Annotated in this window: 25 protein-coding genes; 22 read left to right on the top strand and 3 right to left on the bottom strand. The window is 52.8% G+C overall.

The window, feature by feature from the left end; translation table 11 throughout:
• The first annotated feature begins 7 nt into the window (after positions 1-7).
• From P2W74_RS22360 to P2W74_RS22340, 5 genes are all read left to right on the top strand, one after another.
• The gene (locus P2W74_RS22360; RefSeq protein WP_276293280.1) at positions 8-991 is read left to right on the top strand and encodes a DNA adenine methylase; all 984 of its coding nucleotides are present in this window, start codon (positions 8-10) and stop codon (positions 989-991) included.
• Positions 991-1,218, top strand: coding sequence for a ParE family toxin-like protein (locus tag P2W74_RS22355; RefSeq protein ID WP_276293279.1), 228 nt, complete (start codon positions 991-993; stop codon positions 1,216-1,218). Before P2W74_RS22360 ends, P2W74_RS22355 begins: the two co-directional genes overlap by 1 nt.
• Complete coding sequence (locus P2W74_RS22350) at positions 1,215-1,472, top strand: hypothetical protein (protein ID WP_276293278.1); 258 nt, start codon at positions 1,215-1,217, stop codon at positions 1,470-1,472. Before P2W74_RS22355 ends, P2W74_RS22350 begins: the two co-directional genes overlap by 4 nt.
• 8 nt (positions 1,473-1,480) lie before the next feature.
• Positions 1,481-4,060, top strand: a complete 2,580-nt coding sequence (locus P2W74_RS22345) for a replication endonuclease (RefSeq protein ID WP_276293277.1) — start codon at positions 1,481-1,483, stop codon at positions 4,058-4,060.
• 119 nt (positions 4,061-4,179) lie between these two features.
• Positions 4,180-5,472, top strand: coding sequence for a hypothetical protein (locus P2W74_RS22340; protein ID WP_276293276.1), 1,293 nt, complete (start codon positions 4,180-4,182; stop codon positions 5,470-5,472).
• A gap of 48 nt (positions 5,473-5,520) precedes the next feature.
• Here the strand turns inward: P2W74_RS22340 and P2W74_RS22335 are convergent, their stop codons facing one another.
• From P2W74_RS22335 to P2W74_RS22325, 3 genes are read right to left on the bottom strand one after another with little or no spacing between them, the layout of a single operon-like run.
• On the bottom strand, positions 5,521-5,796 hold the full coding sequence (locus tag P2W74_RS22335) for an Ogr/Delta-like zinc finger protein (protein WP_276295257.1): 276 nt from the start codon (positions 5,794-5,796) through the stop codon (positions 5,521-5,523).
• A gap of 47 nt (positions 5,797-5,843) precedes the next feature.
• A complete protein-coding gene (locus P2W74_RS22330; protein ID WP_412767208.1) occupies positions 5,844-6,905 on the bottom strand; it encodes a phage portal protein in 1,062 nt (353 codons plus the stop codon).
• The gene (locus tag P2W74_RS22325; RefSeq protein WP_276293275.1) at positions 6,902-8,713 is read right to left on the bottom strand and encodes a terminase large subunit domain-containing protein; all 1,812 of its coding nucleotides are present in this window, start codon (positions 8,711-8,713) and stop codon (positions 6,902-6,904) included. Before P2W74_RS22325 ends, P2W74_RS22330 begins: the two co-directional genes overlap by 4 nt.
• A 177-nt stretch (positions 8,714-8,890) precedes the next feature.
• Between P2W74_RS22325 and P2W74_RS22320 the strand changes: the two genes are divergently transcribed.
• From P2W74_RS22320 to P2W74_RS22235, 17 genes are all read left to right on the top strand, one after another.
• Entirely contained in the window at positions 8,891-9,943 is a 1,053-nt protein-coding gene (locus P2W74_RS22320; RefSeq protein WP_276293274.1) for a GPO family capsid scaffolding protein, read from the top strand.
• 28 nt (positions 9,944-9,971) lie between these two features.
• Positions 9,972-10,994, top strand: a complete 1,023-nt coding sequence (locus P2W74_RS22315; RefSeq protein WP_276293273.1) for a phage major capsid protein, P2 family — start codon at positions 9,972-9,974, stop codon at positions 10,992-10,994.
• 3 nt (positions 10,995-10,997) lie between these two features.
• Positions 10,998-11,699: a phage terminase small subunit gene (gpM, locus tag P2W74_RS22310; RefSeq protein ID WP_276293272.1), complete on the top strand. Its 702-nt coding sequence runs from the start codon at positions 10,998-11,000 to the stop codon at positions 11,697-11,699.
• A gap of 102 nt (positions 11,700-11,801) precedes the next feature.
• A complete protein-coding gene (locus tag P2W74_RS22305; RefSeq protein WP_276293271.1) occupies positions 11,802-12,275 on the top strand; it encodes a head completion/stabilization protein in 474 nt (157 codons plus the stop codon).
• Positions 12,272-12,748 carry a phage tail protein gene (locus P2W74_RS22300; RefSeq protein ID WP_276293270.1) on the top strand — a complete coding sequence of 159 codons (477 nt, stop codon included), beginning with the start codon at positions 12,272-12,274 and terminating at the stop codon, positions 12,746-12,748. The genes P2W74_RS22305 and P2W74_RS22300 overlap by 4 nt, the downstream gene beginning before the upstream one ends.
• 35 nt (positions 12,749-12,783) lie before the next feature.
• Entirely contained in the window at positions 12,784-13,440 is a 657-nt protein-coding gene (locus P2W74_RS22295; RefSeq protein WP_276295255.1) for a hypothetical protein, read from the top strand.
• A 2-nt stretch (positions 13,441-13,442) separates the two neighbouring features.
• Entirely contained in the window at positions 13,443-14,585 is a 1,143-nt protein-coding gene (locus P2W74_RS22290; protein WP_276293269.1) for a DUF2586 domain-containing protein, read from the top strand.
• 3 nt (positions 14,586-14,588) lie between these two features.
• Positions 14,589-15,044: a phage protein gene (locus P2W74_RS22285; RefSeq protein ID WP_276293268.1), complete on the top strand. Its 456-nt coding sequence runs from the start codon at positions 14,589-14,591 to the stop codon at positions 15,042-15,044.
• Between the two features lie 4 nt (positions 15,045-15,048).
• Complete coding sequence (locus P2W74_RS22280; RefSeq protein ID WP_276293267.1) at positions 15,049-15,360, top strand: phage holin family protein; 312 nt, start codon at positions 15,049-15,051, stop codon at positions 15,358-15,360.
• Positions 15,347-15,685: a M15 family metallopeptidase gene (locus tag P2W74_RS22275; protein ID WP_276293266.1), complete on the top strand. Its 339-nt coding sequence runs from the start codon at positions 15,347-15,349 to the stop codon at positions 15,683-15,685. Before P2W74_RS22280 ends, P2W74_RS22275 begins: the two co-directional genes overlap by 14 nt.
• Entirely contained in the window at positions 15,685-16,068 is a 384-nt protein-coding gene (locus P2W74_RS22270; protein ID WP_276293265.1) for a hypothetical protein, read from the top strand. The genes P2W74_RS22275 and P2W74_RS22270 overlap by 1 nt, the downstream gene beginning before the upstream one ends.
• Before the next feature lie 102 nt (positions 16,069-16,170).
• On the top strand, positions 16,171-16,440 hold the full coding sequence (locus tag P2W74_RS22260; RefSeq protein WP_276293264.1) for a putative phage tail assembly chaperone: 270 nt from the start codon (positions 16,171-16,173) through the stop codon (positions 16,438-16,440).
• An 8-nt stretch (positions 16,441-16,448) separates the two neighbouring features.
• A complete protein-coding gene (locus P2W74_RS22255; RefSeq protein WP_276293263.1) occupies positions 16,449-16,628 on the top strand; it encodes a DUF6890 family protein in 180 nt (59 codons plus the stop codon).
• Between the two features lies 1 nt (position 16,629).
• Positions 16,630-18,609: a phage tail tape measure protein gene (locus P2W74_RS22250; protein WP_276293262.1), complete on the top strand. Its 1,980-nt coding sequence runs from the start codon at positions 16,630-16,632 to the stop codon at positions 18,607-18,609.
• The gene (locus tag P2W74_RS22245) at positions 18,606-18,941 is read left to right on the top strand and encodes a DUF2590 family protein (RefSeq protein ID WP_276293261.1); all 336 of its coding nucleotides are present in this window, start codon (positions 18,606-18,608) and stop codon (positions 18,939-18,941) included. Before P2W74_RS22250 ends, P2W74_RS22245 begins: the two co-directional genes overlap by 4 nt.
• Positions 18,934-20,118 (top strand): baseplate J/gp47 family protein, encoded by a 1,185-nt coding sequence (locus P2W74_RS22240; protein WP_276293260.1) that lies wholly within the window; start codon positions 18,934-18,936, stop codon positions 20,116-20,118. The genes P2W74_RS22245 and P2W74_RS22240 overlap by 8 nt, the downstream gene beginning before the upstream one ends.
• Positions 20,111-20,704 (top strand): phage tail protein, encoded by a 594-nt coding sequence (locus P2W74_RS22235; protein ID WP_276293259.1) that lies wholly within the window; start codon positions 20,111-20,113, stop codon positions 20,702-20,704. Before P2W74_RS22240 ends, P2W74_RS22235 begins: the two co-directional genes overlap by 8 nt.
• Positions 20,705-20,707 lie beyond the last annotated feature (3 nt).

Raw genomic sequence — 20,707 nt, 5'->3', positions numbered from 1 at the left:
AGTAAAAATGATTCGATCTCTCGTTAAATGGCCCGGTGGTAAAAGCCGCGTAATGCCTGATCTTCTGCCTGTACTGCCTAAAGCCGATTGCCTTGTTGAACCATTTGTCGGCGGTGCTTCTGTTTTCCTCAATACTGATTATCGCCGTTACATTCTGGGCGATATCAACCCCGATTTAATTAACCTGTATCGCCAGATAACCCGCTGGCCTGATGCAGTGATCGACGCCGCCCGCCCGTTGTTTAAAGTTTATGGTGATAAAGACGGCTATAAGTGGATCCGTGACGATTTCAACGCCCGCACCCGTGACCTTCTATCATCGCGCAATGTGTTTGAAGACGGACCGGACGCGGGCAAGATTCTTCGTGCGGCACAATTCCTTTACCTGAACCGTCACGGTTATAACGGCGTTGTGCGCTACAACCAACAGGGCGGATATAACGTTCCCTTTGGGAAGCACAAAACCCCGCCTTACTTCCCGGAAGAACAGATCCGTTTGTTCTCTGAAAAAGCTAACGACACAAAAGCTATTTTCGTGTGCTGCGATTTCCAGAGCACGTTAAAAATCATGATTGGTAGTGACGCGGTTATCTACTGCGATCCGCCATACCTGCCAGCAAGCGAAACCGCTAATTTCACCCAATACCACACCGCCCCGTTTGGCATTAAAGAGCATCGCCAGTTAGCTGCCGCCATACTGGATATTAACCGCCTTACTGGTTCGCCGGTGATCCTGTCCAATAGCGACACTCCAGCCACCCGCGAGATTTATCGCTCTTTCAACTTCCAGGAAATCAGCGTTAACCGTTCTGTCAGCGCGAACGCCATTACAAGAGGGGCCGCTAGTGAAGTGATCGGCGTCCTCAAAGTGTGCAGCGGCTGCGGTCGTGCCGGTGGTGGCCGTTGCCCTGATTGTGGCCCGGTAATGGGTAACGCGACCTATAACGAAATGCTGGCAACGGCTGCGGCCTATGGCGTGGAGCCGTTCTAATGGTCACTAAACTGCAAATCTCATGCGCTGCGCCGGTAGGCGTTTGCGGTCACGCAGCTGCCGAGCTGAGCCGCTTTTCTCGCGGCATCAAAAACTATTCCCGCATCAAACCCAATTTTTACCTGGTGATCCGCATCGGTAGACGCTGGCGCTTGCTGAGTAAAAACGGCGGCAAAGTCTGGTCACTGATGACGCATGAAAAATACAACGTGGAGTGTAAAAAATGAGCCAGACAGCACAAGTGGTTACCGGCTTTGATCCTGCAAGCCCTGCCGGGGATTTTTCCGAGGTGATAGTCGTGGAAAATATTCTGGGTCGCTGGCAACTATGCAGCAACCTTTGGCTGGCCGAGTTCGATGCATTACATGAAGATGTTTGCATTCGCGACACGGTGGCTTTTGTCACTTATGACAAAGCATTAAGTTTTCAGCGTGGCAGCCTGGTTTCATGCGCTACCGATCCCGATGAATTGCAGTTCTGAGGGCCGCCGTGACTGATTTCGCATGGCCCTGGAACGCGCCGCGCCCAGCTGTTGGCCTGTACACCTACGAACCGAAAAAAATCGCCCCGCTTGCCGGGGCGGTGGCGCATCACCCTGCCGTAAAAAAACACATCGATCACCTCTTCAAGCGTGCCGGATATAACCCCGACGAAGTTCGCGACCGCGATGCGCTAATCCAGGCGCTGGACAGGTACGAGCCGCGCGGTCTGCCGTTGGCTACCCATCAGGATTTTATCCGTCAGGAATGTGCAGCCGCGAAAGCTGCGGCTGCGGCCTGGGAAGATACGCCGGAAGGTGTCGAAGCGCGTTTATTATCAGAGCCATTCTTCATTCGCGAAGTATGGCGCAAAAAAATCGAATGGTTACGCGCTAACCGTGAAACCAGACACACCAATGATTTTCTTATGGGAACCGTGAAAAAATCATTGCTGCGTCTTGATGTCGTCCGCACCAGTCAAGGTGTTGCGACAGATGTGACAAGTGAACTGACTGCATACTGGCATGGCCGCTGGCAACGACTGGCCGATTTCACTAAGCGGGAAGCGTTAAGCGCCGCACATGAGATCGGCAGCCGTCTGGCTGAAATGTTAGAAACGGAATGCGAAGCCCTAGAGCTGGCCGTTGCGGATATGAACGTCGAAGAACTGGACTGGCTTTATTGCCACATGGGCCGCGAAATGCTGGCTCTTCGCATAGTGCCACCTGCATGGAATGCGCCATGGGAACGCGAGCGAATCTATACAGCCATTCTGCGTATGTGTTCGCCAGACTGGTGGGGGCGCAAAATCTGGCGCTTACGTTGTGACTGGCGCGAGAACCAGTTGCGTGCTGTTGGCGCTGTAAATAAAAAAGCGCACGCCTATGTTAGTGCCTCAAGCCTGATTGAGTGGCAGGAACAGCGACGTAAGAACCGGGATTTTTTCAAAAGTCATGAGCTGGTAGACGAAGACGGCAATGTCTCATCACTTGAGGACATGATCTACAAGTCTACGTCCAATCCGGTGCTGCGCCGTAATGAGCTTATGGCCCGTATGGCTGGCGTTGAGCTGGTCGCGCAGAGGCGCGGCGATGTTGGTATCTTCCTGACCATCACATGCCCGTCGAAATATCACAGCAATATTCAATCCGGCCACCATAACCGTAAGTGGAATCACACCACGCCAGCCGAAGCGCAGCAGTATTTATGCCGCGTCTGGAATCGCGCCACGGCAAAGCTGAAGCGTAAAGATTTGCGCCCTTATGGCTTCCGCGTCGCCGAACCTCATCACGACGGCACGCCGCACTGGCACGCGCTGCTATTTATGCCGCCTGCGGATGTCAAAGGAACTGTCGCTATTTTGCGAGATTACTTCACCAGGGAAGACCGCGAAGAACTGGGGCGCAATACAGGTGCCCGCTTTAAATCCAAAAATATGGATCCGAGCAAGGGATCTGCGACAGCTTACATCGCGAAATATATTTCGAAAAATATCGATGGGTATGCGCTCGCCGGTGAGCTGGATAATGAAAGCGGCAAGCCGCTGAATGATACCGCTAAATACGCCATGTCTTGGGCGTCGCTTCACCGTATCCGCCAATTCCAGCCGCTGGGCCAACCATCCGTTACCGTTTATCGCGAGCTGCGCAAGCTGAGTAACCAGATTAAGGCCCGGCAAAAAATCGCCAACAAATTCAAGCCCGGTGCGGCGCAGATTACTGATCCCGTAATGGATGCTGTGCGGGCCGCTGCTGATGTCGGGAATTTTGCAGACTACATCACTCACCAGGGCGGTGTGTTAATTCCGCGAGATCGTTATGTTGTGCATCTGGCATACCAGCCCGCTGACGAAATGAACGCCTATTGCGAGATCCCCGAAAAGGTTTATGGCGTTTGGTCGCCGAGACTGGGGGAGATCTCCCGCATTTGTACACGTTTGGTGAAGTGGACAATTCGCGCCAAATCATCCAGCACCGAGGCCAAAAGCGGCCCCGGTTTGGGGGTTGACCTTTCTACGTCGCCCTCGGGCGACGCTTGGAGTTCTGTCAATAACTCTACGGAAGACGAAAAAATCACCGATTTGTCGCCTGATGTGGAGGCTATGACAGAAGGTTCAGAGGAGGAAATCGTCGATTTTGAAAGTATGGACCAGCCGACGCGACGCAGATTGATGCGGCGACTACGTGAAACACCATTCAAAAGGCAGCAAAGCGGATCACCTTATTACCCAGGGAGTGATCTTGATGTCGCCTGGCGTGACGCAGTGGAAAAAGTCCAGAGCAAATCCAGTACGGAGGCCGCCAGAAATATGGAATTAGCCCCGGCTGTTGCCCGCCTTTTGGCAGAGGTGGCAGTCCATAAACTGGATATCAGCGAAGTACAGGCAATTTCTATGCTGAAAGGGGGGCGCATGATGGTTGGGAATCAGATTTACCGGGCCAAGGAAAATGGAGAACTGATCGCCAATCTGCAACCAGAGCTGGGACAGCGGGTTAATAAGTTGTGGGAACGGCTGAGAGATAACCACAATATAGACATAAAACAACTTCGTTTTGATCCTATAGGTCAATACTTGAGAATATGTAAGTAATGCAAAAAATGAAGCTTTGCTCAAAATTTTATAGGGAAAATTTCACGGAGTTGGGTAGAATGTTTTTGCGGCTTTTTACACACTATCTATATACAATCAACTGTTGAACAGGGATTTCTATGAATGATAAATTACAGGAACTTGTTGAATCACTAACAGGGTTAGAGAAAGCGATAATTGAGCAATCGAAAACAATAACATCAGTGATTTTAACCAGTCAGTCTGGGATCGGTTATCCTGCAATGTATCCATTGGATTTTAGTGATTCAGTAAAATTTTTAATAAAAAAGATAAAAACCAATGCCACTATAGATATTAGTGATGATGAAAGTGATGAAATTGACAACATTATAGCAAAACTAGTAATTGCAAAAAATTCATTAGTTCCTCATCTTTTTAATGCAAATGGGGCGCAGGCTATCCCTGCATTTTCACTCACTATAAATTACATCTCTCACTTTCTTGATTCAATGTTTACATTTGAGAGGTTACAAGATTTAAATCTTATACCTAAGAACATATCTAGGAAGTTAAAGAGCCTTAATGCACGCGTTGACCAAGTATCTCCAGAAATAGAAACATTGGAAACAAAAATACAAACTATTCTTAGTGCGCATGCAGCTGCGGAAAATCTTCCGATTGATCTTGAAGACTTAAAGAAAGCAAATAAAGATATCAACGAGGTAAGAGAATCCGTTTTAAAAATTAAATTTAATATTGATTCATTGAATGATGATAGCATTGAAACACTAAAATTATTGAATTCAAGAAACTCACTTGCTGAAAATTATCTAGAGAAATGTGAAGAAGCATTTAGAGCATCCACATCTAAAGGTTTAGCTGGCGCTTTTGAGATAAAAGCAAATAAACTAAATTGGAGTATCCGTTTTTGGGTTGCTGGTCTTACCTGTGCTTTGGCTGCGGGCGGATTCGTTGGATATGAAAGGCTTCAGGCGTTGTCAGAGGTACTTAATCGGCCAGAACCGAGTGCTGTCGTTGTGGTAACACAAATATTATTATCCGTGTTAAGTATTGGTGCTCCGTTATGGTTCTCTTGGCTATCGACAAAGCAAATAAATCAGAGATTTAAGCTGGCAGAAGATTATGCCTTTAAATCTTCCGTAGCTAAAGCCTACGAGGGATATCGGAAAGAAGCATCAGATTTAGTTGATGAATCATTTAAAGTTCGTTTATTCGACTCTGCTCTTTCAAGACTTGAAGAAGCCCCGTTAAGATTTGTACAAGACCCTGATCATTCGACTCCTTGGATGGAGATGTTAAACTCAAAGGCATTTGATAAGTTCCTTAACTCTTCTATTGAAAATGTGAATTTCGTAAAAGATTTAATAAGTAAAAAAACTGGGCCAACAGTTGTGCCTAAAGAAGCAATACAAAAAGAAATAGATATCTAATTACATAACATAGCCAAATCGCCTCCCAAACAGCGGGAGGCATTTTTATTAAAAAGCATGTTGATTTAATAAATCTAAAGCCATTTGTTTCTCCTCAGGCTTGAGCCGGTCAATCAGGAATTTAACCAGTTTGTTACCTGTCAGCCCGCTGGGGCTGAGGGTGTGAGAAAACGAGGCGTTAAATACAAATGTGTGACCGCATTCAACTTCACTGCACGCGCAATATAAATCCGCCAGTTTCTTATCTTTCCAGTCAGATTTACGAATGATGGCCGGTGAGCCGCATTCAGGACATTTAATTTTAAAAACTCGCATGTTTACCATCCCGCACGCCATTGCTAACAATGGGGATGATTTTATCTTAATTACGTTCATTTTTCGCCCCTTTCGGCGGTAATTGCCGGAATTTCCACATCAAAATTCAGGTGCAAATGTGGGGGAATCTCCGGGTCATTATTGACCCCGTTCATTAGTTTGCGCTGTAGCGGGATAACTTCATCCTTGCGATAGGTTGTGCGGGCCGTTTCCGGGTTGCCCATTACCGCGCCATTAGTCGGGATGATACCCGCCAGGCCTGCGGGGAAGCGATGGGCGGTAAAGATGTCCTGTGCGGTGATCCCTTTGATGTTGGCAAATTCATCCTTTGCGCTGACTTCGCCCACCGGCAGGATTTTAACCCCTTCCGGGTCGCCCTTCGGGATGTTGATAAACATATTGCGGAAGTTACCCAGCCCTTTGGACTGGGCGATCTTGTCTTTGATTTCGTTTTCCATTTCCAGCGTGAGATTCGGATCGCTGGTATAGAGGATAAAGCCCATGTGCGCCCCGTTGTTGTAGTAACGGCGTCGGAAGATGGTTGCCTCACTGTTGAGTAACACCGAATGGATGCCGCCGATATAGTCAGGCAGCCCATAAACCTGCTGGCGCGGGTCGTACATTTTAAAGAAGACGATGTCTTCTGGGTCATAGATAAGCGCCGGCCCTTCCTGCAAAATAGCAAAAGAGCCGTCTTTCCGGCAACGCAGGTACAGCGACGGCAGCGGCAGCAGGTCGATCACATCACCGAATACGTTACGAATTTTCAGGATAGCGACGTCACCAAACAGCAGGTAATCAAAGACAGCCTGTTCGACCTGGTCCGGCGTCAGGCCGCCGCCGATATAGCCACCGGCCACCATATTGCGTCGTGCATACAGTACCCCGCCGTGCTGGCCGTTAAGGTTCGGCAACTGGGCCAGCGCCAGGCGATCAATTGGGAGTCGCCAGTGGTCATATTCATTGTCATACCAGATATTGTGATAATCCGTGCCGGTCGTCAGGATGGGTTCTGGTTCGCCAAAGGTGATCACGCTTCCACGTCCTGGCGTGAAGGTTTCAGCATTGCTGCCGGTCATGGACCTGAATTTTTTATTTTTACGCTGTTTCTTTGTCATGCTGCGTTCCCAAAGTGCCAGCCCGATGGGCGGTCATATTCGTGATCGATAGGTTCGTTAATTACGGCGTGCGAGATAGCGAAGAAAACATCCGCGTGGCCGGTCGCGTCTGAACGTTCAGCAACAAACGTCAGCGCGTTGCCGCTGTTGGTTGTGGTGCGACGGATAGCCATAAAGCTGGCTGGGATTTCGACGCGCTCTTTGTTCGTTTCGTCTATGGCGTCTTTTGCCCATTCGATACGCTTACGTTCGACGACGTCGATCATCTTCATCACCAGGCGGTTTTTACTTTCGACGCTGTAAAGAATGGGGGTGGCTTCACGCGGTGCAAATTTGCTGACCAGGTCATAAACACCCTTGCCAATGCCGGTTGTATCGATCCCTATGTAGGTAATGTTAAAGCGGCGCATAAGCTGCTTTATCTGGTCAGCCTGCCAGCTGAAGTTAAAGCCCTGCCATTGCCAGACGGCCAGCACGCGGAAGCGCTCGCCGTCCTCGATTGGGGGCGCGATTAACACAAAGGTGGAGTTGTCGCCGGAACGGGACGGGTCAAAGCCTGCCCATACTTCGCGATTGCCGAAGGGACGCGCAGCGGTCAGATCAAAGTCGCCCCATGTGGCCCGGTCCACTTCGCAGCAAATAAGCGCGGAGAACTTGAACACCGCGTCTTTACTGTCAACAAACTGGCACATGTAGAGCATGGCAAACGCGGTCGGACTGTACTTATTGCGCAGCCGTTCAATATCAACAAGCGCACCGAGGCCGCCTTCGATGGCGTCTTCCATCGTGATGATGTAGCGCCAGATCTGGTCCGGGCAGAGAATGCCTTTGCGCATTTCGCTTTCTTTTGGGAACGCCACCCCTTTGCGTTTCGGGTCGTCCCCGCGCCAGGCTTCGCCAGTCCATACCGGATAAGCCTGGTGCGTTTTAGCGCTGGGCGTTGAAAAGTAGGTCGTGCGGTATTTATTATGCGTTGCCATTGCGCTGGCAACTTCGTGCAGGCGCGTGAATTTCGGGATCCAGAAAACCTCATCGCCATACAGGTGGCCGTTGAAGCCCTGCGCGGTGCTGGCGTTCGTGGACAAAAAGCGCAGTATTGCACCATTACTGAGGCGGATATTTTTACCCGTCAACGTGACGCCAAAATGATTTTGGGCAATCTGGACAATGTATTCGCGGAAGATTTCCGACTGGGCGCGGCTTGCGGAGAAAAAGACCTGGTTGTCACCGGTAATGACGGCGTCTTCGAATGCCTCCCAGGCGAAATAATAGGTCATGCCAACCTGGCGGCTTTTCAGAATGAAGCGCCAGTCTTCGCCTTTATGTTCGCGGCAGTGCAGCTGGTACTCGAAGAGATGTTCCCGCGCCCATGTATCGAGCATTTCCGGCGTCAGCCCGGAAACGTCGTTTTTCTTATACCGGCGCTTTCTTTCCCCTGGTTCCCCGCCTGCGCTGCTGAGGCAGTACCCTTCACCATCATAAGCCGCTTTCTGGGCCTGTATTTCTGCCAGTTTTTCGGCGTGCTTGTTGCGCTGCGCCATGAGCTTCACATGATGGGCAATCAGATCGCGCAGTTCCTCCAGTTCCAGCGCTGTTTTTTTCTCGCGGCGGGAGAGTTGGTCGATACGGCGGGCAATGACATTTTCCACCGATTCAACAGGCAGCAGTGATGCCCACTCCCCGGCGTCAGCCCAGTGGTAAATTGTACGCGGTGGAATATTCAGTTCCTGCGCGATATCTTTCGGCGACCAGCTTTTAATATAAAGCGTGCGGGCCGCTTCTTTTAATTCATCGGAATATTTAGCCATGCGGTTATTATGGCGGGATTATTTTGCAGAATTGATAATTAAATATCGGTAAAAGGTGGCTAACCATTTATAACCGAATACATAAGAAATAAAGCGGTCGCGCCATTTTAATCAATTAGTAATACTGACCATCACGAACGAATTATCGCTATTAATATTCATCAATGAAGGTCAGCTATGCCGCAATCTCATTACCGTACTGATTGGTTATGTATTGCCACGTCTGGACAGGCCGTGGACGGTCGCACCATTGAACCGCAATGGTTGATTGATGCGGCAGAAACCTACACCCGCAAAACCTACACGGCCATGATATGGCCTCACCATCCGCAATACGATATCGGCGAGCGTGAATTTACCTGCAATCTGGGGGAAGTGGATGCACTGAAAGTGGAAACGGAAGATGACGTCACGAAGTTATATGCCCAGTTAATCCCGAATCAATTTTTAATTGATGCCAATCGTATGGGGCAAAAGTTATTTACTTCAGCCGAATTTGTCACTGACTTTGCAGGTAGCGGTCGTGAATATCTTTTCGGGCTGGCGGTAACAGATATTCCGGCGAGTCTGGGGACTGAAAAACTTAAATTCGTTTTGGCTGGAGAGGAAAAAGACGCGGAGCGCGGAAATCTTGAAACGTTCAGCCTGGGCAATTTGCAGACGAATAAAAAAGATTCTTTCTGGTCGCGCCTGTTTTCGACCAGCAAAGAGTTTACGCCAACACCAGAGCCTAACACTGATAAGCCCAACGAGGGCGAGGAACAAAAAATGGAAGAGTTAAAAGCACTTATTCAGCAAATGCTGGATCTGCTTAAAAGCGGGAAAGACGCCGCAGCGGGTGACGCCGACACGGTTGATACACCGGAACAGGCTGCCGATGTGGTGGCGGATGTTGCCGCCCAGATTGCTGACGCTGCTGACGACGTGGCCGAGCTGGCGCAGGACGTTATCGAAAACCCGGAAGACGAAGTCAAAGCGGAAGAGTTCAGCGCAGCTAAAGCCAACCTAGCAAAAGTCATGAAGTCATTCAACGTGACACCTGCGAAGCGCCCACGCGCCAGCCGTCGCCGTGAGTTTTCCGCCCGTCGCCAGCCCGCAGGCAACCAGATGGACAACCTCACCACGCAACTGACTACCGTCCTGACCAAGTTGTCAGCGATGGAAAACGGCAGTACGCGCCGCCCAGGCAATGCACCAGGCGGCAGCAAAGAACCGTTCGAGTTTGTTTAACAGCCATTCTTTTCAGGAATAAAAGATTATGCAATTAACCCCAAAAGCAGAGCAGATGCTGCGTAAGTTTGCCGCAGGTCTGGCGAAAGCCAACGGCCAGGTGGACACGTCGCGTTACTTCTCGCTGACCAATCCGAAAGAAACCCAGCTGCGCAATGCCCTGCTGCAAAGTTCTGAGTTCCTGCGCCTGCTGCCAAACGTGCTGGATGTGGACCAGATCACCGGCCAGGTGGTCAGCACCGGTAAGCCGGGTATTTACACCGGGCGTAAAAAAGACGGTCGTTTCTCTCGCGCCCTGGGCGTGAACGGTAATGAATACAAACTGGTTGAAACGGATTCCGGTTCGTATCTGCCTTACTCCCTGCTGGTTGTCTGGGCTAATGCGGGCAGTGAAGAGGAGTTCTTCCAGCGTATTCAGGCATTCAGCAACGAATCTTTCGCGCTGGACATGCTGCGCGTTGCATTTAACGGCACGAGTGCCGCAGACGATACCGACCCGGAAGCTAACCCGAACGGCGAAGACGTCAACATCGGCTGGCACAAAATTGTTAAAGACCGTTCCGCAGCGCAGATTATTTCTGATCCCGTCACCATCGGGGCGGCAGGTGCTGACTTTATCGGTCTGGATGCGGCGGTCACCGATCTGGTGCATACCTGCATTTATGAGCCATTCCGTAATGACCCGCGCCTGGTTGTACTGGCTTCCGCTGACCTTATCGGTAACGACGCCACCACAATGATGAATAAGATTGATCGCCCGACAGAGAAAGTCGCCGCGCAGCTTATTGGCCGTCAGATTGCTGGCCGTACCGTATACACCCCGCCGTTTATGCCGGAGGGGCGTCTGATTGTCACCACGCTGGACAACCTGCACATTTACACCCAGGGCGGCACGCGTAAACGTAAAGCCGAGTGGAACGATGACCGCAAGCGCTTTGAAAATAACTACCTGCGCATGGAAGGTTACGGCGTTGAGCATGACGAGCTGTATGCGGCATTCGACAAAGTCACCCTGGCGACAGACGCACCCGCAACGGGTGGAGGCGAATAAACCATGGCTATGTCCCCGTGTCAGCGACACCGCGCACGCGTGAAAACCGCTCAGGCGCTGGATAAGCGCGAAGCCCTGACCGCCTCGCCGGTCAGCTTCCACCTGCAAATGCTGGATCTGGAAAAGGATGTTGAACGACTTCGCAGCCTGACGCGTGCAGACCGAATGGACATGAAACGCAATGTCCTTCTGCCGCGCTGGATGCCGACCGTTGAGTCTTACCTTGCCGGTGAAATCCGCTTTACCAATCCGGCCCTGGTTTACTGCGTGATCTGGTTGTTCGATACGGGGGAAATGGGTAAGGCGCTGGACTGGGCCGACGTGGCAATCAGCGAAAGCCAGGTAACCCCGGAAAACTTCAAAAGCACCCTGCCCACATTTGTGGCCGATACGGTGCTGGAGTGGGCGACGAACGAAGCGGAAGCCGGTCACAGCATTGAACCTTATTTCAGCCGCACGTTTGAAAACGTCCGCGATAAGTGGCGTTTGCACGAAGACATTAACGCGAAGTGGTTCAAGTTCGCTGGTCTTTACCTGCTGCGCGACGAGAAGGGGCAGCCGCGTGCCACTGCTGTGGATGATGTGAACACGCTGGAACAGGCCGACGCCCTGCTGGCCCAGGCGGCAGCGTTCAACAAAAATGCCGGGGTTAAGACCATGCGCGAAAAAATCCGCGCCCGTATTAATGGCCTGGCCCAGCCTTAACGACTCCCGCAAGCCGGGACGGGCGCGGGGGAGGCATCAACCATGTGGTTGTTGGCCGTGGAACCCGTTAGCCCGTTTCTATTGCAAAACCGAGGTGTGTCAATGAGTGGCCCAAGTTTCAGTATCAGCGGTAAACCGGTGACGGTCACGCCAACTGTCATCACCAACGGCGTGGCGTTCTGGCCCAATCTGGATCTGGCTGAGTTTCAGAAGGTGCGCACGCTGCCTGCTGACCTGCCGCCAGAAACCGCAGGCGTGGCCCTGCTGGCGGCCATTGCTGAAGTTAACGACGCGCTGGCCGAGGTGGTGACGTACTGGAATGCGAAAGCCTGCGAACGAGCCGCAGACGTACCAGGCGCAAAGATGGGCGACGAAACCCAGCTAACAGCCCAGTACAAAAAGGCGGTATACGCCCGCGCAAAGGCCGATTTACTGGGGGAGTTTGCCACCATCGGGCGGCGTGAATCGCATCCCGGGCAGGAAAGCCAGGACACTCGCGCCAGTCTGCTGGCCGAGGCGGCCAACGTGATGCGAAACATGCTGCGACAACCACGCGTTGGGGTGCATCTGATATGAGTCAGCTTGAAAGCCTGACGGCGTTTATTACGGCAAACCTGCCGCCTGATGCCATGCAGATGTTTTCCAGTTCAATGGAAGATTGCGAGCTGGCACGTAGCGCCAAAGCACTGGGAAACAACCAGCGCCGGATCGGGGTGCTGACCTACACCGCCCGTTTGTCGTGGGATGACTTTCCCTACCGCAAGTATTCGCCGGGGCTGATTTATGCCCTGGTGCTGGCCTGGGTGGATGAGTTCGCCAACGAGCTGCGCGACGAGCTGAAGTTAGCCGATCCCACTGTGGACCCGGAATTCGACGATGAAGGGTCATGCATTCTGGATGTGGTTGTCCCGCTGGTTGATCCGCTGGTCCTGCGTGAAGTGGAAAAAGGACCGATCCCCTACAAGGGTAAGAAATGGGACATCGTAAACCCCGAAATCTGGGAAGCGACAGAGCTGGATTTAGTTGTCCAGCGTGGTGATGCGTCGTGATCCGTGGGGAACTGAATAAGCAACAGCTTAAGCAAATGCGGGAAACGCTGGCAAAAGCTGACCTGCCCCCGCGCAAGCGCCAGCGCCTTTTGTGGCGTATTGCAAAGCTGGGCATTGTTGCGGCGGCGAAACGTCACCAGCGCCAGCAGGCGGCCCCGGACGGTACGCCGTGGGAGCCGCGCAAGCGTGGCAAAGGGAAGATGTTAAAAGGGCTGCCCAAACTGCTGGCCGTGCGGGAAATGCCGGAGATTCAGGGGGTAAGAATTTACCTCAAGGGTGGGAACTACCGGAACGGACCGAAGCCCATCGCGGCGGGCCTTGTCGGCGCAGTCCAGCAGGATGGCGCGCAGATCCAGATGAAAGCCAGCACTGCACCGCGCAAACCGCAGGCGAACCAGCCCGCGTTACCGCGACAGGCCAAACGGCTGCGGGCGCTGGGCTACAAAACCCGCAAGGGTAAACGATGGGTTAAGCCGTCCAGCAGGCAAATCATGGAAACCATGAGCATGGCCCAGGCGGGATTAATCATTCGAAAACTGAAAGGCACACCCTCAAAACGCACATGGACCATTGATATTCCGGGGCGCGTTTTTCTGGGTGTTAACGATGACGAATTTAACCAAATTATTGTGCGGCAAATGCAGGCTATCGGCTTCGGCTGGGATGTCAACGCGCAGAACATCAGGGGGTAAAGATGACCTGGCCTACAGTCAACGTCAGTCAGAAAAACCGCTTCAACGGCACAACGAACGATGTCGAACGCGTCATCCTCTTTGTGGGTTACGGCGATACCAACATCGGGAAAACCCAGTCACTGAATACCGGCAGCGATCTGGATAAAGCCCTGGGCGACAAAGACAGCCTGTTAAAAAGCATTGTGGCCGCAGCGGCCAATAACGCCGGACAGAACTGGTTTGTTTACGTGCATGTGCTGGCTAAACCAGACGCGAGCGCAGAGGGTTATAAACCAGACGAAGACTGGATGAACGCGGTCAAACTGGCCCAGAGCGTGGCATCAGTGGAAGGGGTTTTCCTGGCATTTGATACAGCCGACGCGGCCACCATTAACCGCGCGACGGAAATGCGCATCACCTTACAGGCTAATTTTGGGCGTTTTATCTGGTTTGGCCTTGCCGTTGGCGGGCCGGAAAAGGACGAAGCATGGGCCGATTATGTAACACGCCTGGCGGAACTCCAGGACGGTATTGCATCGCCGGGAGTGCAACTAATCCCGCGCCTGTGGGGTAACGAACCAGGCGTCCTGGCCGGTCGCTTATGTAACCGTTCGGTCACAGTGGCAGACAGCCCCGCCCGCGTCGCAACCGGCGCAGTCACCGCGCTGGGGCGTGACAGCCTGCCGGTAGACGGGACGGGAGCAGAAATTGATCTGGCCGTGTTGCAGTCTTTGCAGGCGAACCGCTACAGCGTGCCTATGTGGTACCACGATTATGACGGCATCTACTGGGCTGACGGTCGCACCCTGGACGTTGAGGGCGGCGATTATCAGGTCATTGAAAATGTGCGCGTGGTTGATAAAGCCTCCCGTCGCGTCCGTCTGCGTGCAATCCCCAAGATTGCTGATCGTTCGCTGAACAGCACGCCAGGCAGCATTGCCGCGCATGAAACCTATTTCGGTAAGCCGCTGCGTGAAATGGCGATTTCAAGTCAAATCAATGGCGTGGAATTTCCGGGGGAAGTGAAGCCGCCAAAGGACGGCGATATCACCATCACCTGGACCAGTAACGAAGCGGTGCAGATTTATCTTGTGGTTCGACCGTATGAGAGCGCGAAAGAAATCGGCGTCAGCATCGAACTGGACACCTCACTGGAGAGCTAATCAATGACTGAACGTATCAGCGGCGGATCGTTCGATGTGAACTACGACGCCATCATGATTCACGTCGAAAACGCCACCGTCACCATTACGGATAACAGCGCGGTTGCGCAGTCGCGTGGCATCCCGAACGGCCACACGAAAGGGTCAGTTTCGGCGGATGTGGAAATCGAAGTTGATTCCCAGAACTTTAAAAAGTTTACCGCCGTGGCCCGCGCGGCAGGTTCCTGGCGAGGTATTCCGGCAAAGGACTTTTTGTTCTACGCCAATGCAGGGGAGGACGAAGAGAAGATCGAGGTGTTTGGCTGCGTACCTTCGCTGTCTGACATCGTCAATATCAACCCCAACGAGGCCAGTAAAACCACGAAGAAAATTAAATTCATGGTGACCAGTCCAGATTTTGTCGCGATTGATGGCGTCCCGTATCTGTCAGCCCGCGATACCCGCGACCTGAAAGGCTAACAACATGCCAAATGGAGAAACATCACTATTAGCCAAACTGCTGCTAATCGGGGCGGTGATCGGACTGGGTCAACTGATGGTCAGCAACGAGCAGATCACAACGCGGCTGCTGATTGGCCGCATGATTCTGGGGTCTGCGGTTGCGCCACTGGCGGCAATTCCACTGCTGAAATTTCCCGATATGCCGGAACTGGTGGTTATCGGTCTGGCCTGCGCCCTGGGCATTCTGGGCAGCGTGTTTATTGAAGCAGGCTTAAAGCGCTGCGTTGATTTTTATCTCAAACGATGGGGAAACGGACAGCATGAAACTAAGTGAAAAACAGCAACTTTTCACGGTAATGATCGCCAACCTGATTCATTTTGCCGAAGAAAAGGGCTGCCGCCTGACGTTTGGCGAAGCGTACCGCACACCGGAACAGGCCGCGCTAAACGCTAAAAAAGGCAGTGGCATTGCCAACAGCCTGCATACCCAGCGCCTTGCCGTGGATTTTAACCTGTTTGTTAACGGTGAGTATCAGACCGACAGCGCCGCCTATCGCCCGCTGGGCGAATACTGGGAATCCCTGGGCGGTTCGTGGGGTGGCCGTTTCAGCAAGCCCGACGGCAACCATTTCAGCCTTGAGCATAACGGGGTGCGCTGATGCGTAATTTGCTGGGGCTGCTTCTGATTCTGATTGCTGCGATGTCAGCGGGATGGCAGGCGCATGACTGGCATGACGCAAAGCTGGAGCTGGCCGCCAATAAAACGGCTGAACAAACGCGCCAGATTGTCGTGGAAGCGACACGGCAGTCTGGTGAAGCGCTGGAAGCAAAACTCGCGGAGCTGAGAGCTAATGAGATCCACACTGAACGGGTTATCCGCACGGAAACCATTAAGCCGGTTTTTAGCAACGTTTGCGCTTCTGATGATTACGTCCGGTTGTTCAACGAAAGTGCAGATCAAGCCGAACGAAAATTATCAGGAAAACCAGCTGACTCTTTGCCCGGTCACCCTGCCCCGTCTGGCCGGGCCGACCGGAAATGACTTTGATGCGGCGCTGACAGCCTATCGGCAAATGTATACCGACTGCGCCGCCCGACATAACGCCCTGGTGGGCATCATCCGACAGCGAAAGGAATTAGCACAATGAGTAAATCTAACAAAATCGTCATGACCGTTGCAGGTGTGGAGCTGTCATTCGAGCCGAACAAGACCGCCTACAACAACCTGATCAACGAAATGACCATGACCAACAAGGTTGCGCCCATCGCCACCTATCTGGGCCGCGTCGTTTCACCTGATTCGAAAGAGGCCTTAAACAAGCTGCTGGAACAGTACCCGGGCAGTGAAATGCAGATCGTCGAGAAGGTGAACGAGGTTTACTCACCGAAGCTTGAGATCGAAGTAAAAAACTAAGGGCGCGGGTGGCGGCCATTCGCACGAACGGGCTTGAGCAGTATTTAGCCCTGCGCCGCTACTACCTCCCGCACGAAAACGACGACGAAGAGAGCATCGCCCGCGCCATCTGGCTGGATGAATATTTCGCCGAGACTCGCGCCAATAAGACGGCTGAAGGCATAGCCATTGCACTGACCGGAAAATGATATGAGCCACCTGGATTTTACATTAAGCCTGATTGATAAGCTGACGCGGCCATTAAAGACGGCTCAGTCTTCGCTGACCGGCTTTGCGGAAAAGTCGCAGGAGTCTTTTACAAAAATCGGCATCGGTGCGGCAGCCGTCTGGGGCGTGGCGCAGTCCATCGCGGGCGTGGTGGGTCCGGCATATGAAATGAATGCAGCGCTTGCCGAAGTGGGCGCCAAAGGCGTGACAGAAAACACGCTGAAGCAGCTGTCCAGCGAAGCCCTGAAATTCAGCATTCGCTACGGTAAAAGCGCAGTTGATGTGGTCAATTCAAGCTATGCGATCAAAGGGGCGATGGCCGGTCTTTCTGATGCCGACCTGCCCCGCGTCACCATCGCAGCCAATACCCTTGCAGCAGGCGTTAAAGCCACTGGCGAGGAGGCCGCAGAGTATATCAGCGCTATGGCATCCCGTTTTAACAGCGAGTTATCCAGTCTGGGCCATGTTGGTTTTGCTGAAGAGCTGGCAGGTAAAACCGCCTGGATGGTGCAAAACTTCGGCGTGAAAATGCAGACCATGCAGGAGCTTATCGAGGGGACAAGAAACGCCGGTGCTGACTTCGGTATCAGCCTGGATGAGCAGTTCGCCGTGCTGGGTACGCTTTCGCGCACACTGGGAACGGAGGCCAGCGGGGTCTACGAGGAGTTTTTACGCAGCGCCCCAGCTGCCGCTGAAAAGCTGGGCATGAGCTTTGTTGATGCCACCGGCAAAATGCTGCCGATGGGCGATATTCTGCAAAAACTCCAGGACAAATACGGCCAGAGCATTGAAGGAAACGTCAAAGCCCAGCAGGCACTGGATGATGCGTTCGGTGGCGGTGCGGATGTCATCAAAAAACTGTACGGACAGCAAAACAATCTTAATCGCAGCATCACCGAGCTGGGCCGCAACGACGGCATGAAACGCGCCCAGGAAATGGCCGAACAAATGGCCGCGCCGTGGGAGCGAATCAAAGCGTCTTTCTTCGCCATTCGTGTGGCGATTGGTAACACGCTGATCCCCATCCTTTCGCCTCTGATGAACGGTGTTGCCGACGTGGGGACCAAATTTGCCCGCTGGCTGGATATGTTCCCGAATATTGCCCGCTGGCTGGGTTATATCACTCTGGCGGTGTTGTCGTTCGGTCTGGCCGGTGCTGCAACCAACATCGTAATGGGGGTGTTTGGTTTCACCATGATGGGGCTGACAGGTATCGCCAAAGTGTTGGGGGGGGCATGGAAAGCCCTGTTGTGGACCTTAAACATGCTACGCCCGTCCTTGCTTACAACCCGCATTGGTCTGGCTGCATTGTGGGTCCAGTCAAAATTACTGGCGCTCTGGGCGGGTGTGTGTCGAATTGCGCTTGTTGCCTGGAATGCTGTGTTAAATGCCGGAGCTGTCGCCATGCGTGTTTACGGTATGGCGACCATGTTCGCCGGTGTCGCCATGCAGGTTTTGACCAGCCCTATCACCCTGATTATTGCCGCACTGGCGCTGCTGGCCGTGGGGGTCTGGTATGTCGTGACGCACTGGGAAGAACTGACCGCCGCGCTGATGGACACAAAAGCCTTTGAATGGGTGATGGATGTTGCCAGACAGGTGGGGCAGGTGTTTGTCGAGGTCTGGGCATCCATCACCGATGGATTTACGTCGGCCTACAGCTGGATTGTGGAGAAGTTAAACAAACTGCCTGGTGTGAATATCGACGTAAAAGCCGATATGCCTCAATCAGCAATCGCCGCCAGTGCAGCTGCAGCATCGCCAAAAATGACCGGTGCGCCTTTGCTGGCAGGTGGTCAGATTAATGCAGACATCCCACGCGGCGGGCTGATGAGCCAGGTTAAATCCGACAGCAAGACCGCTATTGATAACCGTAAAACATGGGGTGACACCTATATCACCGCCCCTAATGGAATTACCCCGGCCCAGTTGGCTGAATGGCAGGAGCTTAACGCAGGATGAGTACCGAACCGTTATACATCGACCTTTTGATCACTGACGGAGATTTCACGCTGGACAGTGGCAACGAGCCGCGCCGTTGCGATAACCGCGACAGCATCACCCAGGACATCATCCACAGCATTCTGGAAAGCGGCATCACCACACGTCTCATCGGTGAGCGCAGCCCGACAATGCGCGGCGACGTCCTGACCCAGTTGTCTTTACTGGTGGAAAGCGACGAACGTCTGATCCCCGGAACCATTGTGATCACCGAAGAAACCCTTTCGCGGTTGTATATCACGGCAGAAACCTACGATTTCGGCGCTGTCAGTACAGAGGTTAACTATGACTGAGAAACCAGACGTTGATTTTGAAAAGGTGCTGAATGACAGCGGGATGCCCGCAACGGAAGCCGAAATTACAGCAGCATTTAAGGCCACCGTGCAGGCGGAAGGGGTCGTCACAAACACGTCGAGAATGTCGCCTTTCTGGCGGTTGATTTCGACGATTGTCACCACGCCGGTGTTATGGCTGCGGGCCGCGCTGATCGATGTGGTGCTGCGCAATATGTTTGTTGCGACCGCTACCGGTCCCATGCTGCGCTTGTTGGCATGGGCGGTCAATATCGTGCCTAAACCGGCCAGTGCTGCTGCTGGCGTGCTGCGGTTCTACAAGCTGAATGCGGCGGATGTGGTCGTCGTACCTGCCGGAACGCTGGTGCAAACGGAGCGTATTAACGGCGTGGTTTACGTGCTGGCCGTGGATGAAGATGTGACGCTGGCTGCCGGGGTTGAAAGCGGGCTTGTTCCCGTCACAGCGACCGGCACCGGCAGCGGCTACAACCTTGCACCAGGCTATTACCGGATTTTACCCGTTGCGGTGGCCGGGATTACCAGCGCGGTAAACGAGGACGAATGGCTTGTTACACCGGGGGCTAACGAGGAAAGCGACGACGAGCTGCGCGACCGCACCCGCAACCAGTTTAATCTGGTGGGGAATTACCACTCTGACGCTATCTACCGCAGCATGATTGCCAGCGTTCTGGGCCTGAGCGTTGATCGTATTTACTTTTTGCACGATGCCCCACGGGGGCCGGGGACGGCAAATGCTTACCTGTTGCTGGACAGCGGCGAAATATCACAGCCCTTTATTGATGCGGTTAACGATTATGTGAATACCCAGGGACACCACGGACACGGTGATGATTTGCAGTGTTATGCCATGCCGGAAACCAGCCACACCCTGGCGGTAACGGTCTACATCGAAAGCGTGGAAAACATGGAAGTGGAAGACCTGAGCAAGTTAAAAACCGGTATTACCGACCTGATTCGTTGTGCTTTTCGTGAGAACGCCAATTACGACGTAAAAAAAACGCAGCCCTATTCGCGCTATTCCTTTTCGAATCTGGGGCGGGAGATCCACAAAGCTTTTCCGGTTGTCGATTCACTGAGTTTTTCACTGACGGATATTGTCAGCGAACTGTCAGTCCCACGACTGTCAGGGTTAACGGTTGAGGTTAAAAATGACTGATTTCGCGAAGTTGCTTGCCGGTCTTAAATTGCCGTCGTGGATGAACAAAGGCGACCCCGCCAGGCTGCTGCGTGCCTGCGTGAAGTTCTGGTCGCAGGTGTACGGGTGGATCACCTGGCCGTTAAAACAGTTTGACCCACTGGTCTGCCCGGAGCCGTTGTTAAATCTGATTGCCTGGGAACGTGACATAGACAGGTTTAAGGGTGAACCGCTCGACATCTACCGCAAACGGGTGAATTACGCATTTATCAATGCGCAGCAGGCCGGAGAAGTGGCGGGCTTTATTGCCATTTTTGAGCGACTGGGGATTGGTTACGTTGAATTGCTGGAAAGACAGGACGGTCTTGACTGGGACGTTATTGTCGTTCGCGTGACAAACAACCAGATTGCTGAAAATGGTGATCTGTTACTGGAAATCATCCGTAAATACGGGCGCACATGTCGCCGCTACCGGTTTGAAGTGATCACCGCCCTGCCGCTGAATATCAATATCGGCTGGTATCAGGGGGAATATATTTGCTGGCCTGCCACCCTGGGCGATGTGAACAACCAGTCCGAAGCAACGTACAGCGCAAGTTTGAAGTAGAGG

The organism is Citrobacter enshiensis (assembly GCF_029338175.1).
Lineage (GTDB): Bacteria > Pseudomonadota > Gammaproteobacteria > Enterobacterales > Enterobacteriaceae > Citrobacter_D > Citrobacter_D enshiensis.
The sequence above is the reverse complement of the archived record's forward strand: the minus strand, read 5'-3'. Positions and strand labels throughout refer to the sequence as shown.

What these genes read in the sequence shown, in the direction of transcription:
- P2W74_RS22360 (WP_276293280.1), top strand. Translation starts at nt 8, where the DNA reads ATGATTCGATCTCTCGTTAAATGGCCCGGTGGTAAAAGCCGCGTAATG.
- P2W74_RS22355 (WP_276293279.1), top strand. Translation starts at nt 991, where the DNA reads ATGGTCACTAAACTGCAAATCTCATGCGCTGCGCCGGTAGGCGTTTGC.
- P2W74_RS22350 (WP_276293278.1), top strand. Translation starts at nt 1,215, where the DNA reads ATGAGCCAGACAGCACAAGTGGTTACCGGCTTTGATCCTGCAAGCCCT.
- P2W74_RS22340 (WP_276293276.1), top strand. Translation starts at nt 4,180, where the DNA reads ATGAATGATAAATTACAGGAACTTGTTGAATCACTAACAGGGTTAGAG.
- P2W74_RS22335 (WP_276295257.1), bottom strand. Translation starts at nt 5,796, where the DNA reads ATGGTAAACATGCGAGTTTTTAAAATTAAATGTCCTGAATGCGGCTCA.
- P2W74_RS22330 (WP_412767208.1), bottom strand. Translation starts at nt 6,905, where the DNA reads ATGACAAAGAAACAGCGTAAAAATAAAAAATTCAGGTCCATGACCGGC.
- P2W74_RS22325 (WP_276293275.1), bottom strand. Translation starts at nt 8,713, where the DNA reads ATGGCTAAATATTCCGATGAATTAAAAGAAGCGGCCCGCACGCTTTAT.
- P2W74_RS22320 (WP_276293274.1), top strand. Translation starts at nt 8,891, where the DNA reads ATGCCGCAATCTCATTACCGTACTGATTGGTTATGTATTGCCACGTCT.
- P2W74_RS22315 (WP_276293273.1), top strand. Translation starts at nt 9,972, where the DNA reads ATGCAATTAACCCCAAAAGCAGAGCAGATGCTGCGTAAGTTTGCCGCA.
- gpM (WP_276293272.1), top strand. Translation starts at nt 10,998, where the DNA reads ATGGCTATGTCCCCGTGTCAGCGACACCGCGCACGCGTGAAAACCGCT.
- P2W74_RS22305 (WP_276293271.1), top strand. Translation starts at nt 11,802, where the DNA reads ATGAGTGGCCCAAGTTTCAGTATCAGCGGTAAACCGGTGACGGTCACG.
- P2W74_RS22300 (WP_276293270.1), top strand. Translation starts at nt 12,272, where the DNA reads ATGAGTCAGCTTGAAAGCCTGACGGCGTTTATTACGGCAAACCTGCCG.
- P2W74_RS22295 (WP_276295255.1), top strand. Translation starts at nt 12,784, where the DNA reads ATGCGGGAAACGCTGGCAAAAGCTGACCTGCCCCCGCGCAAGCGCCAG.
- P2W74_RS22290 (WP_276293269.1), top strand. Translation starts at nt 13,443, where the DNA reads ATGACCTGGCCTACAGTCAACGTCAGTCAGAAAAACCGCTTCAACGGC.
- P2W74_RS22285 (WP_276293268.1), top strand. Translation starts at nt 14,589, where the DNA reads ATGACTGAACGTATCAGCGGCGGATCGTTCGATGTGAACTACGACGCC.
- P2W74_RS22280 (WP_276293267.1), top strand. Translation starts at nt 15,049, where the DNA reads ATGCCAAATGGAGAAACATCACTATTAGCCAAACTGCTGCTAATCGGG.
- P2W74_RS22275 (WP_276293266.1), top strand. Translation starts at nt 15,347, where the DNA reads ATGAAACTAAGTGAAAAACAGCAACTTTTCACGGTAATGATCGCCAAC.
- P2W74_RS22270 (WP_276293265.1), top strand. Translation starts at nt 15,685, where the DNA reads ATGCGTAATTTGCTGGGGCTGCTTCTGATTCTGATTGCTGCGATGTCA.
- P2W74_RS22260 (WP_276293264.1), top strand. Translation starts at nt 16,171, where the DNA reads ATGAGTAAATCTAACAAAATCGTCATGACCGTTGCAGGTGTGGAGCTG.
- P2W74_RS22250 (WP_276293262.1), top strand. Translation starts at nt 16,630, where the DNA reads ATGAGCCACCTGGATTTTACATTAAGCCTGATTGATAAGCTGACGCGG.
- P2W74_RS22245 (WP_276293261.1), top strand. Translation starts at nt 18,606, where the DNA reads ATGAGTACCGAACCGTTATACATCGACCTTTTGATCACTGACGGAGAT.
- P2W74_RS22240 (WP_276293260.1), top strand. Translation starts at nt 18,934, where the DNA reads ATGACTGAGAAACCAGACGTTGATTTTGAAAAGGTGCTGAATGACAGC.
- P2W74_RS22235 (WP_276293259.1), top strand. Translation starts at nt 20,111, where the DNA reads ATGACTGATTTCGCGAAGTTGCTTGCCGGTCTTAAATTGCCGTCGTGG.